At 70.7% G+C, this 12,039-nt stretch carries 12 protein-coding genes and 1 pseudogene; 7 read left to right on the plus strand and 6 right to left on the minus strand.

The window, feature by feature from the left end:
- Positions 1-5 precede the first annotated feature (5 nt).
- Both KI388_RS02065 and aglJ read right to left on the minus strand, forming a co-directional pair.
- A complete protein-coding gene (locus KI388_RS02065) occupies positions 6-1,025 on the minus strand; it encodes a hypothetical protein (protein WP_215087751.1) in 1,020 nt (339 codons plus the stop codon).
- A gap of 89 nt (positions 1,026-1,114) precedes the next feature.
- Positions 1,115-2,149, minus strand: a complete 1,035-nt coding sequence (gene aglJ / locus KI388_RS02070; RefSeq protein WP_215087752.1) for an S-layer glycoprotein N-glycosyltransferase AglJ — start codon at positions 2,147-2,149, stop codon at positions 1,115-1,117.
- Between the two features lie 222 nt (positions 2,150-2,371).
- Between aglJ and KI388_RS02075 the strand changes: the two genes are divergently transcribed.
- On the plus strand, positions 2,372-2,752 hold the full coding sequence (locus tag KI388_RS02075) for a hypothetical protein (RefSeq protein ID WP_215087753.1): 381 nt from the start codon (positions 2,372-2,374) through the stop codon (positions 2,750-2,752).
- A gap of 28 nt (positions 2,753-2,780) precedes the next feature.
- On the opposite strand, the gene KI388_RS02080 is transcribed toward KI388_RS02075, so the two are convergent.
- Positions 2,781-3,140, minus strand: a complete 360-nt coding sequence (locus tag KI388_RS02080) for a response regulator (protein WP_215087754.1) — start codon at positions 3,138-3,140, stop codon at positions 2,781-2,783.
- A 220-nt stretch (positions 3,141-3,360) separates the two neighbouring features.
- On the opposite strand from KI388_RS02080, the gene KI388_RS02085 reads away from it, so the two are divergent.
- The 6 genes and pseudogenes from KI388_RS02085 to KI388_RS02110 all read left to right on the plus strand — a co-directional run bounded on the left by KI388_RS02085 (position 3,361) and on the right by KI388_RS02110 (position 8,114).
- The gene (locus tag KI388_RS02085) at positions 3,361-4,392 is read left to right on the plus strand and encodes a phosphate uptake regulator PhoU (RefSeq protein WP_215087755.1); all 1,032 of its coding nucleotides are present in this window, start codon (positions 3,361-3,363) and stop codon (positions 4,390-4,392) included.
- An 88-nt stretch (positions 4,393-4,480) separates the two neighbouring features.
- The gene (locus KI388_RS02090; protein WP_215087756.1) at positions 4,481-4,663 is read left to right on the plus strand and encodes a hypothetical protein; all 183 of its coding nucleotides are present in this window, start codon (positions 4,481-4,483) and stop codon (positions 4,661-4,663) included.
- A gap of 124 nt (positions 4,664-4,787) precedes the next feature.
- Positions 4,788-5,015, plus strand: coding sequence for a hypothetical protein (locus KI388_RS02095; protein WP_004598402.1), 228 nt, complete (start codon positions 4,788-4,790; stop codon positions 5,013-5,015).
- Positions 5,016-5,166: 151 nt separating this feature from the next.
- Positions 5,167-5,597 (plus strand): annotated as a pseudogene (locus tag KI388_RS02100) (SRPBCC family protein).
- Entirely contained in the window at positions 5,594-6,400 is an 807-nt protein-coding gene (locus KI388_RS02105; protein WP_215087757.1) for a nitrilase-related carbon-nitrogen hydrolase, read from the plus strand. The pseudogene KI388_RS02100 and the gene KI388_RS02105 overlap by 4 nt, the downstream one beginning before the upstream one ends.
- A 691-nt stretch (positions 6,401-7,091) precedes the next feature.
- Positions 7,092-8,114: a presenilin family intramembrane aspartyl protease PSH gene (locus tag KI388_RS02110; protein WP_215087758.1), complete on the plus strand. Its 1,023-nt coding sequence runs from the start codon at positions 7,092-7,094 to the stop codon at positions 8,112-8,114.
- 10 nt (positions 8,115-8,124) lie between these two features.
- Here KI388_RS02110 and KI388_RS02115 read toward each other — a convergent pair whose 3' ends face one another.
- The 3 genes from KI388_RS02115 to KI388_RS02125 all read right to left on the minus strand — a co-directional run bounded on the left by KI388_RS02115 (position 8,125) and on the right by KI388_RS02125 (position 12,021).
- The gene (locus tag KI388_RS02115) at positions 8,125-9,363 is read right to left on the minus strand and encodes a 5-(carboxyamino)imidazole ribonucleotide synthase (RefSeq protein ID WP_215087759.1); all 1,239 of its coding nucleotides are present in this window, start codon (positions 9,361-9,363) and stop codon (positions 8,125-8,127) included.
- 159 nt (positions 9,364-9,522) lie between these two features.
- Positions 9,523-11,052: a PGF-pre-PGF domain-containing protein gene (locus KI388_RS02120; protein WP_215087760.1), complete on the minus strand. Its 1,530-nt coding sequence runs from the start codon at positions 11,050-11,052 to the stop codon at positions 9,523-9,525.
- Between the two features lie 234 nt (positions 11,053-11,286).
- Positions 11,287-12,021, minus strand: a complete 735-nt coding sequence (locus KI388_RS02125) for a hypothetical protein (RefSeq protein WP_215087761.1) — start codon at positions 12,019-12,021, stop codon at positions 11,287-11,289.
- Positions 12,022-12,039 lie beyond the last annotated feature (18 nt).

The following is a 12,039-nucleotide window of genomic DNA, read 5'->3' on the forward strand; positions in this document are numbered from 1 at the left end:
CGGGCTCAGGGCGTGACGCCCGTGTCCTCGCCCGGCGTCGCGACCTTCTCCGGTTCCAGTTCGAGGATGTGTTCGCCGCAGTCCTCACAGCGGACCGCGACCACTTCGTGCGCCATACAACAGGACTCGACGGTGTCCGCGGTCGCGGCGACGTCGCCGCCGCACACCGGACACGAGGAGAGGAACGAGCGGAGCGACTGGAGGATCGAGAGCCGCTGTTCGGCCGGCACGTCGAGCCACCGGTCGGTGCGCTCGACGAGCGCGAGGTGCGACGCCACGTCCGCGAGGTACGCGCCGTCGCCCGGCCATTTCCGGACGCGTCGCAGGACGGTCACGGCGGGGTACTCCCGGTCCTCGAAGGCGACGTCGTCCGGGTCCACGCCGAACATCTCTGCGAGCGTCTCCGCTCCGACGGCCTCGCGTTCGAGCGACGAGACGCGCGACCCGACCGCCGCGGCGAACTCGTCCTCGAAGACCAGGTCCTCGCCGTCGTCCGTCGGCTCCACGACGCCCACATCGAGGAGGAACTCGATCGGGTCCACGGCGTTCTCGCGCTGGTCCCGGATCCGCTCGACCGTCTCGAACTCCGGCTCGTCGGCGTCGGCCTGATCCGCGGTCTCGGCGTCGTCGGTGTCCGCGTCGTCGGCGGCCCGGCCGGTGGTCTCGTCGACCGTCCCGTCAGGCTCGAACGTGGTCACCGTCACCTCGTCGGACCGCCCGGTCGACGCCTCCTCCCAGCCGTCTCGGGGGCCCTCGGGGGCCTTCCCGAACAGGCGGAGCACGCGGTCGGGGAGGTACCGCTTCGTGAGTTCGGGCGTGCCGGGGACCAGATACCCCCGGTAGTAGATGCTTCCCAGCGACGCGACGAGGACGACAGCCGCGACCACCGGGCCGAACACCGCGGTCGCCGCGGTCAGCGCGACGGCGAGAACCACGTTGAGAACGGTGCACGGAACGCAGCGGTTCTCCCCGGTGTACTCCGGCTCGCGGATCCTGTCTCGCAACGACGTGCCACGGGAGCTCATGTTCGCAGGTGTCTCCGCAGCGATAAAAACAGACGGTGTCCCGGATCACGCCGCCGCGAAACCGGCCGGCGAGGACGCCGGGGTCCCGATCAGTCGTCGGCCTCTCGGGTCTCCTCGCGCGGCGTCGAGTCGCGGTCGCGGCCCTCGGGGCCGCGGTCATCGACGGCGTCGCGTCTCCCGGTCTCGGAGGGATGTCCGGGCGTCGCGGCGTCGACCGCTCGCTCGTACCGCTCGATCTGTTCGCGGTGGAGCGAGTGGATCATGTCCGCGAGGACGCCGAACACGAGCAGTTGGATCCCGAGGATGACCGCGCCGACCGCACCGACGGCGATCACTTCGTGGCTGATCCCGAACGCGAGGTACCGGTACAGCACGAACGCTCCCATCGCGGCTCCCGCCGCCGTCGACGCCACGCCGGCGCTGCCGAAGTAGAACAGCGGGTTGTTCGTCTTCGCCTTGCGGTACAGCTCCAAGAAGATCACCCCGCCGTCCCGGATCGGGTGGAGGTTCGTCGCGGAGCCGCCGGGTCGCTCCCGGTAGGTGATCGGCACCACGGCGACCGAGACGCGGTTCTTCACGCACTCGACGGCCATCTCAGTCTCGATGCCGAACCCGTCCGCGGTGAGGTGGAGCCGAAGGAACGACTCGCGGGTGAACGCGCGGTACCCCGAGAGGATGTCGCGGTAGCCCTCGCGGTGGATCGCCCGGAACGCGACGTTGATCAGGCGGTTCCCGATCTGGTTGAGCCGAGTCATCGCGCCCGGTCGCATGTCCGCGAAGCGGTTCCCGATCACGTGGTCGGCGTCGCCGGCGAGGAGGGGTTCGAGCATTGCGTCCGCGTCCGCCGCGTCGTAGGTGGCGTCGGCGTCCGCCATCAGGACGTACGACGCGGCCACGTGGTCGCGGACCGCCTCCCGGACCGCCTGTCCCTTCCCGCGACCCGACTGCTCGACGACGCGCGCGCCGGCCTCGCGGGCGATCGACCGCGTCTCGTCCGTCGAGCCGCCGTCGATCACCAGCACCTCTTCGAACCCGGCGTCGCGGAAGTCCGTGACGACGCGTGCGACCGTCTCGGCCTCGTTCATCGTCGGCAACAGGACGCAGACGTCGTCGTACTCGCTCATCAGACGAGCGATCACGGGGGAGTCGGTAAACTCTGTCCCTCCGGGTCGCCGCCGTCTCGGCGGCGGCTCGGACGACCCCCGCGTCAGCGGCGGTCGCTCGCGCCGGCGGAGCCCCTCACGCCCGCGGCGGTCCCTCGCGCCGGCGGATATCCCCCGCACCCGGCGACCGCGCACGCGGTGGCCACCCACACGCTCATGTATGCGAATATCGATCATGGGTGTATGTCACATTCACCGGAGAAACACGGCGACGAACTGCTCAGCGCCGCCCGCACGGCCACGGGCGACGAACTGCGGAGCCTCACCTACTTCACGAAGGCGGACGTCGAGCAGTTATACCTCCGCAGCGACCTGAGCCGGACGGCCGACCTCGTCGGCTTCGCGGAGAACGAGCGACAGGGGTTCCACGCGCAGTCGATGTACGCCGACACCCAGCTCGGTGACTACCGGTTCACCGTCCGCGTGTTCGAGAACGGGTACCTCACGCGCGTCATCGCGAACGACCACGGGGTGTGGGTGACCACCGACTCGATGGAGATGGACCGGTTCGAGGAGCTTGCGAGCGCGCTCGCGTCGATCCTCCGGTCGTTCGACCCCGCCTGACTCGACGGGAGCCCGGCCCGCGGGGGGGTCACCCGAGGTGGCTCTCGAACTCCCCGACCAGCTCCTCGGCGTCGACGGGCTTCGTCACGTAGCCGTCGGCGCCCGCCTTCACCGCCTCCATCATCTTCTCCTGCTGGTCGACGCTCGTGCACATCACGATCACCGCGTCGGGCCAGCGGTCCTTGATCGCGGCGGTCGCCTCGATCCCGGTCATCTCCGGCATCACGACGTCCATCGACACCGCGTCCGGCTCGTACGCCTCGAAGAGCTCGACCGCCTCCGCGCCGTTTTCCGCCTCGTCGACGACCTCGAACCGCTCTTCTAACGCGTCGCGGACGACGGTCCGCTGGAACGAGGAGTCGTCGACGACGAGTACCCGCTCGGTCATACCTAATATCCCCGCCTGACCGACATAAGCGCGCGGATCGCTCGGCGCGACGCCGGCGTCAATGAGCGGTCGGGCCGCGGTCCCGGCCCCGCGGTGGGTGCCTCCGCCTCTCCCCGCACCGAGCGCGACGCCGTCGCCGGCGGGGTTCCCTTGCATATCCGATGAAGCATATAATGAACATGGGAACAACGTTAAGGTCTATCCCACGATACGGTCGCGTATGGAAACGCGGAAGGTCCAACGGTTGGGGCCGTCGACGCTGGCGATGACGCTCCCGGCCGAGTGGGCGCAGGAACACGGCGTGAACAAAGGCGACGAGGTGTCGCTCCGCATGGGCGGCAAGGGAACGCTCACGGTGCTCCCCGAGTCGGTGAGCAGCGAGGAGTCGGAGGCGGTGATCAACGCCGACGCGCTCGACGCGCGCTCGCTCGAACGGGCGATCGTCGCGCAGTACGTGTTGGGACGGCGCGTGATCCACGTCCGCAGCGAGGGCGCGCTCGACAGCGAACACATCAACGCGGTGTACAAGGCCGAGACCCAGCTGATGGGGCTCGGCGTCATCGAGGAGACGCCGGAGGACATCTCGATCCGCTGTTCGGTCGACCCGGAGGATTTCACCCTCGACAACCTGCTCGAACGGCTGGAGAACACCGGCTCGACGATGCGGGGCGAGGGCGTGAAGGCGCTCGCGCACGGCAACCCCGACCTCGCGCAGCGCGCGCTCAACCGCGAGCGGCAGGCGAACAAGATCTTCGTCCTCCTGCTCCGGCTCATCTTCACCGCCTACCAGAACCCGAACCTCGCCCGCGCGGTCGGTCTCGAAGAGGGCTTCCCGCTGATCGGCTACCGCTCCGTCGCGAAGAACCTCGAACTCACCGCCGACAACGCGGAAGACATCGCGGAGATCGTGATGGAGGCCGACGGCCACACTCTCGACGTCGACAGCGCGACGATGCGGCAGATCCGCGAGTTCACCGACCAGGTGGACGACCTGACCGCGCTCGCGGTCCGGGCCGTCGTCGAGCGCGACTACGACCTCACCGTCGAGTGTCGCGACCTGTTCTCGCGGCTGGAGGACCGCGAGCAGGAGATCCTCTCCGAGCTGCCGGACGACCTCGACAACGAGACGCTGCTCATGACTCGCGAAGTGCTCGTCAGCCTCCAGCACACCGCGGAGTACGCCATGCGGAACGCCGAGATCGCGGCGAACCTCGCGCTCAACGAGGCGTCCGAGCACGTCGAGATCCTCTGATCGCGGAGTCGCGGCGGGTCCTCGCTCGCCACGCCGACCGCGTCGCGCGGTTCGCATGAACTAAGTGGTCCCCCGCGAAGCGGTTCGTATGAGCGAGGGTTCCATCGAATCGGACAAGGAGGTCGGCGTCGCGCTCGCGCTCGGCGCCGTCGCGGTCGTCGGCGCCGCGGTGATGCTAGCGTATCCGGGACAGATCGGGAAGGCGTGGGGGTTCGCGGCCGCCTTCGTCTTCGCGACGCTCGCCGTCGGCGCGGTTCAGCTGTTCGACTGACCGGCCGCTCCGCCGCCGGATTCGGTCCCTCTTCGGTATCGGCTTCGACGCCGCTCCGCCGCCGGCTTCGGCTTCGTCCGGAATACGAGAAACCGTTAAGAACGTCAGACCCGTACAACCGCCAATGAGCGAGTACACCGAGGAGGAACAGCGGATCCTCGCGTACCTCACGGACAGCGTCACCCGTGGCGAGCGGTACGTTCGCTCGAAGACGATCGCCGACGCAATCGGTCTCACCGCGAAGCAGGTGGGGTCGCGGCTCCCCCGTCTGGCCGAGAAGTCGGACGACGTCGACATCGAGAAGTGGGGCCGCGCCAAGTCGACGACCTGGCGCGTGACGCCGGACGGGTGACGGTCCCGCCCGGCCGCACCCTCCGGTCGCCGGCCCGCCGCGTTCTCTGGTTACTTCCCTATCGCGTTCTCCGATTACTTCTCCGCCGCGTTCCCCATGCCTGACTCTGTCGACGCGCATTTTTAACCCCCGTAGCCCCAAACGGGAACGTATGACCGTTCGAGTCTCCCGAACGTTCGAGTTCGACGCGCCGCCGGCCGACGTGTGGGCGTTCATCTCGGACGCGGAGCAGCGCGCGGGCGCCATCAGCGTGGTCGATTCCTTCGAGGTCCACGATGACGGGACCGCGACCTGGCACGTCGCGCTCCCGGTGCCGATGATCCGGTCGACGATCGACGTCGAGACGGAGGAAGTCGAGCGCGACCCCCGAACCGGGTGAAGTTCGTCGGGAAGTCGCGCGCCTTCCGCGTCACCGGCGAACACGAGATCACCGAGAGCGACGACGGAGGGTGCCGACTCGCCAACGAGTTCGTCGTCGACGGGCGGCTCCCGGGCGTCGAGTCCTTCTTCAAGCGAAACTTCGACGCCGAACTGGACAACTTGGAGGACGCGCTCCGCGCCTCGCTGGCCTCGCCGGCATGAGGCTCGCCGGCGTCCAACTGGCGGTCGAGGGCGGCGCCGTCGACGCGAACGTCGAGCGCGCGCTCGACCGCGTCCGGGCGGCCGCCGAGGAGGGCGCCGACCTCGTCGTCCTCCCCGAACTGTTCGACGTGGGCTACTTCGCGTTCGACTCGTACGGCCGCGCCGCCGAGAGCCTCGCCGGCGACCGCCTCGCCCGGTTCGCGGCCGCGGCCGACGACCACGACGTGGCGGTGCTGGCCGGGACGGTCGTCGAGGACCTGGCGGCGTCGGCCGCGGACGGCCTCGACGTGCCCGCCGAGTCCGGCTTGGCGAACGCCGCGGTGCTGTTCGACGCCGACGGCGAGCGGCGCCTCGTCTACCGGAAGCGGCACCTGTTCGGGTACGGCTCCGAGGAGACCGATCGGATGGTGCCCGGCGAGCGCACGCCCGTGGTCGAACTTGGCGGCGTCGCGGTCGGCGTGACGACCTGCTACGACCTCCGGTTTCCGGAGCAGTTCCGCGCGATGGTCGACGCGGGCGTCGAGTGCGTGCTGGTGCCGAGCGCGTGGCCGTACCCCCGGATCGAACACTGGCGGACGCTGGGCCGCGCGCGGGCGATCGAGAACCTCGCGTACGTCGCCGCCGTCAACGGGAGCGGCCGGTTCGGAGACGACGCGCTCTGCGGACGGAGCGCGGTGTACGACCCCTGGGGAACCACGCTCGCGTCGCTCGGTGACGACGCCGGCGTCGTCGCCGCGACGGTCGACCCCGAGCGGGTCGCCGCGGTCCGGGAGAAGTTCCCCGCGCTCCGCGACCGCCGGTGAGCGCCCGCGGGACGAGGGTGGTGGCCCCCGCTCCGTGAGCGCGGTGCCGTCGGCTCCGGATCTCACATATTTATACCCGTGAGGCGCGTACGTATCGATGCCGAAGTCCGACGCTTTTCTCGTTGGAGTTCGGCGCTAACGATCCGCGCGCCCGTCCCGACCACTCGGGCGGCATCGCCGCCGACAGCCTGGGGGTCCGCTGTCCGGCCGCCGCCCGTTCGCCCGCCGCTTCCCTCGCCTTTCGTCCGCCACTTCCCACCTTCACCCCTTTCCGGTCGCTACCTTCGGTCCCGGTCTAGTCGCTACCCTCTGCCCCTCCGGTCCCCGCCGCTACCGCCCGGACATCCCCGACGAATCGACTCTCGATCCGGCGGCGACGGGGATCCGGAACCGGCCGCCGCGCCGAGGGTATCTATGTTGATAACTCGGCCGGTAAGTTCTTACGTCGGTCGCCAGAGTGAGTAAACGCCGCGGACGAATCCGGTCGGCCCCATCCCGCTTCGGGCGGGCCGGCCGGCCACTCGCTTCCACCGTCCGTCGTCCGTCGGCTTGGGTTCGGGTCCACCCGCTCCCACACCGAGCCCGAACCCCTTTCTGTGCGCCGCTCCCGTCGCGACAGCGACCGGTTCGGTCGGCACTCTCGGAGCGGAAGCGCAAGGACGAAACCCTCGGCCGCCGAACCGGCGGTCGAATGTTCCCCCGCGAGTACCGCGGCGTCGCCTTCGTCGTCGGGCTGTTCGTGATCGTTCAGGTCGGCGCCTTAGCGCTGGTCCCCGAGTTCTCCGAGAGCGGATATCAGGCGGTCGAGAACCCCGAGAACCCCACGAACAGCGTGTTGTACGTCGTCGCCATCCTCGCGATGACCGGGCTGATGCTCGCGGCGTTCCGGTACGACCTCGACGGGGCGATCCGGCTTCTGATCATCGGCGTCTCGGCGTGGCTCTCGTGGTACGTCTTCTCGGCGCTCGTGTCGCCGCTCGCGGCGGCGGTCCCGGCGCTCACCGTCGCGGCCGGCCTGCTCATCCACCCCGAGTGGTACGTGATCGACACCGCCGGGGTGTTGATGGGCGCGGGCGCGGCGGGGCTGTTCGGCATCTCCTTCGGGCTGTTGCCCGCGCTGATACTGCTCGCCGCGCTCGCCGTCTACGACGCGATATCGGTGTACGGCACCGAGCACATGCTGTCGCTCGCGGAGGGGATCATGGACCTGAACATCCCGGTGGTGCTGGTGATCCCGCTGTCGCTGTCGTACTCGCTGCTCGACGCGCAGGCCGCAAGCGAGGAGGCCGCGGGGGTCGGATCGGAGGTCGAATCGGGCGCTCAGGAGGCTGGCTCGGACGCGGAGACCGACCCCGCGTCCGCCGCCGGCGACGGCGGCGACCGCGACGCCGGACCCGCCGAGGCCGGCGACCGCGACGCCTTCTTCATCGGTCTCGGAGACGCCGTCATTCCGACGGTGTTGATCGCGAGCGCGGCGACGTTCTCGCCGGCGGCGGACCTCGCGGTCCCCCTCGTCGGCGTCAACCTCCCCGCGCTGCTGGCGATGGTCGGGACCCTCGCGGGGCTGGTGGTGCTCATGCGGTGGGTGATACGGGGGCGGCCGCACGCGGGGCTTCCCCTCCTGAACGGCGGCGCGATCGGCGGCTACCTGATCGGCTCGGTGATCGCCGGGGTCCCGCTGATCGAGGCGCTGGGACTCGCCGGGGTCCTGTAGATTGGGGCGGCTACGCGTCGCGGAACGTCAGTCCGTCGCGGAGGTCCCGCGCCCGGGAGAGCAGGTCCCCGCGGTCGACCTCGCCGTCGCCGGGCGCACCGGAGTCTCGGGCCGTCACCGTGAGGTGCCCCATCTTCCGGAGCGGGTACACGTCGTCTTTCCCGTACCAGTGGAGGTCGGCGTCGGGCGCGTCGAGGACCGTCTCGACGTTCCGGAGCGCGGCGGGTCGGGTCTCGTCGACGTCACCGGAATCACGCTGTGATTCCGGTTGGCTCACGAGAGCTCTGCTCTCGTGAACGTTGCCGAGGACGTTCGCGGTGACCGCGGGCGCGACGAGGTCGGTCGGGCCGAGCGGCCAGCCGAGGACGGCGCGGACGTGGTTCTCGAACTGCGAGGTGCGCGCGCCCTCGATCGTCCAGTGGCCGGAGTTGTGCGGGCGCGGCGCGATCTCGTTGACCAGCACCTCGCCCTCGCGGGTCTCGAACAGCTCGATCCCGTAGACCCCGCGGCCGTCGAGGGCCGCCAGCACGTCGCGGGCCACCGACTCGGCCTCCTCGACGATCGCGTCGTCGGCGCGGGCCGGGCTGACGCTCTCGCGGAGGATCTCCTCGCGGTGGACCGTCTCCGTGACGGGGTAGGTCCGCGTCTCGCCGTCGGCGCCCTTCAGCCCCATCACGGCGATCTCGCGCTCGAAATCGAGGAACTCCTCGGCCATCGCGGCGCCGCCGACCGCGTCGAGCGCGGCGGCGGCCTCGTCGGGCGCCTCGACGGGGACGTTCCCGCGGCCGTCGTAGCCGCCCTCGCGGGCCTTCAGCATGACGCCGCCGAACTCCTCGACGACGCGTTCGAGGCCCTCCGCGGTCGCGACCGCGACGAACTCGGGGACGGGGATCCCGGCCTCCGCGAGCGCCTCCTTCTGTACCAGTTTGTCTTGGATCATCTCTAAGCTGGCCGGATCGGGGTGGACCGGCACCCCGTGTTCCTCGCTCGCGGCCGCGAGGGTCTCCGGGTCCGCGAGCTCGATTTCGAACGTCAGGGCGTCGACGCGGGCGGCCAGTTCGTCGATCGCGTCCGCGTCGTCGAACTCGCCCACGACCTGGTCGGCCGCGACGGGCGCCGCCGGACAGTCCGGCGTCGGGTCCAACACGACGAGGTCGACGCCGAGCGGTGCGGCGGCCTCGGCCAGCATCCGGCCCAGCTGTCCGCCGCCGACGACGCCGAGCGTCGGTCCCGGCAGGGTGATAGACATACGCGGTCGGTACTGAACAGAGGTGAATAAGTATTACCAAAACCGGCGAGATATACACACGGATACGGATCAGCACGCCGAAAAAGGGGTCCGACGGACGGGGCTTCCGGGAGCGGCCCGGGACCGCTCGACCGCCCCGCGCTCGCCGGGATGGCCGACCTACTCCCGGCGCAGCAGCAGGAACCCGCCGGCGACGACGAGCAGCAGGCTCACGAGGCCGACGACCTGCGTGAGACCGACGCCGAACCCTTCGAGCGGCGAGCCGTCGTCCCCGGGACCGCCGGTCGCGCCGTCGGCCGTCCCGCCGGTGCCCTCGCCGTCGCTCGCGCCGGCGTCGGAGGACGTCGACTCGACGACCGAGACGGTTCCCACCTCCGTCGGGCCGACGGCGACCTCGTACTCGCCGGTCTCGGGGAACTGCGGCGTGAACGTGACGCGCCGCGTCGCGTCGGCGGGGACGGTTATCGTCCGGTCGTCCACCAGTTCGCCGTCTATCCGGAGGCCGACGTTCGTCGTCCCCTCAGCGCCGCCGTCGTTCCGCAGTTCGACGGCCACCTCCGTCGCGCTCTCGGGAGCCACCTCCTCGGCGTCGAGCGACGCCTCCGCGACCGTCACGTCGGACTGCGGGCCGCCGACGGCGAAGTAGGAGAAGCCGGGCGTCTCCGCGACGTAGACGCCGTCGCCCTCGTAGGTCGTCGGTAGCTCGCGCCACTGGTTGTTGACGTAGCGGTACAGCGCGACCTCCTCGGGCGACTCGGCGTCGGAGAACGCCGACATCTCCGTCTCGAAGCGGATCTCAGCGCTGTCGACGTCGCCGGAGTCGAACGTGTCCGACGCGATCTCGAACGCCGATACGGTCTCGGCGTCCTCGTGGTCGCGCACGTCGTCGGGGATCGCGGCGGGTTCCATCGGCGTCACGTCGAGGTCGAACGAGAGGATGTCGGACGAGGGGGAGACGGTCAACGCGGAGAGCGTCGCGTTCGACGCCGACAGCTCCGCCGGTAGCTCCGCCTCGACGACCTCGCCCGCGTCGACGCTTCTCGCGGAGAGGGTCGCGGTGGCGTTCGTCATCTCGACGGACGCCGTCGTCGTCTCGACGGCGTCTCCGCTCGGCGGGGGCGCGACCGCGCCGCCGCCGCCGCCACCGGTGCTTGCGCCGCCGCCGCTCCCGCCGTCGCCGCTCCCGTCGCCACCGCTACCGCCTGAACCGCCGTCGCCGCTCCCGTCGCCACCGCTACCGCCTGAACCGCCGCCGCCCGAACCGCCGCCTGAGCCGTCGCCGCCGTCGGCTCCGTCACCGACCGCGAGGTCGACGCGGCGGACCTCGCCCGGCTCCCACTCGACCGTCTCCTCGGTCCCGGCGACCTCGCCGTTGACGCGGAACTCGACGGTCGCCCCCGCGTCGTCGCTCGTCCCCTCGACGACGAGCTTCTGGTCGAACGCCGACGACCCGCCGTACGCGCCGGACTGGGTGGTGGTGAGGCTCCCGCGCTGTTCGCCGCCGACGTATGCGGTGACCTCCACGCCCTCCGGCGCCGGCTCCCCGTCGATCGTGACGTCACCGAAGTAGGCCGCGGGCGTCGGCGGCGGCCCGTCCTGCGCGACGGCCGCGGGCGCGCCGGCGACCGCGGAGAGCACCAGTAGGGAGGCGATAGCGACCGTGATCGGTGTCGAGCGTTTTCGTGACATGGGGGAACGTCCCACACCGGTTCGATCAGGGCGACCCGAAACGGAGCGGCCCGGAGGCGCCCGGCCGTCGCGGGGGAGGGACGGCCGAGACCAAGCCGCCGGTGAGGGTAGTTATTGTCCGATTGCTACGACGGATTACCGGACCGAGACGCGGGGTAACGAGTCGTTTCGGTGCCCGACGCGCCGGGGTCTCGCACCGCCGTCGGGTCCGCTCGGACGGCGGCGGGTCGCGGCTCAGACGGAGACGCGCCGGAGGTCGGCCTCCAGCCCGTCGACGAACTCGTTGTACGCCTCGACGAACCCGCGGAACCGGTCGGCGTACTCGCGGACGTCGGCCGCGGAGGGGGCCTCGTACTGCGAGATGAGGTAGAGGCCGCCGGAGCCGCCGACCCGGAGGTACGAGACCGCCCCCTCGTCGTACTTCAACTCCCAGCGGTCCCCCTCGACGCGGGCCGTAAACGTCCCGTAGTCGTCGCTCTCGTACCGGTGGACCTCGCCGGCGATGACCGCGCAGGTCTCGCGGATCCGGTCGAGGACGCGGTCGCGCTCGGCCACCACGCCGTCCGTGGTCGCCGGCTCGGGGAACTCCGCGCTCACGCCGTCGAGGACGCCCGAAAGCGAGTCGACGCGCTCGTTCCACGCCGCCACGAACGCCGCGTAGTCGTCGAGCGCGGCCGCCAGCGCGGCCGGCTCCGGGGGCTGCTTCGTCGAGATGACGTACGTGTCCGAGCCGGAGTCCGGCGAGAACAGCAGGAACTCCAGTTCGCCCGCCTCGTACTTCACCGTCCACTCGCCGCCCGGCGTCGAGAGGGTCTCTCGACCGTAGTCGCCCCCCCGAAGCCGCGCGAGCTGGTAGGCGATCCGCCCCGCGTGGTCGCGCACGGCGGCGACGAGTTCGTCGCGGCGCTCCGCCACCGCCGCGGCGTCGCGGACGTCGAGGTCGATGCCGAGGTCTGCCTGCGTCGTCACGGTCTCCGTGAGCGCGCC

It is taken from the genome of Halorubrum sp. 2020YC2 (genome assembly GCF_018623055.1).
Classification (GTDB): domain Archaea; phylum Halobacteriota; class Halobacteria; order Halobacteriales; family Haloferacaceae; genus Halorubrum.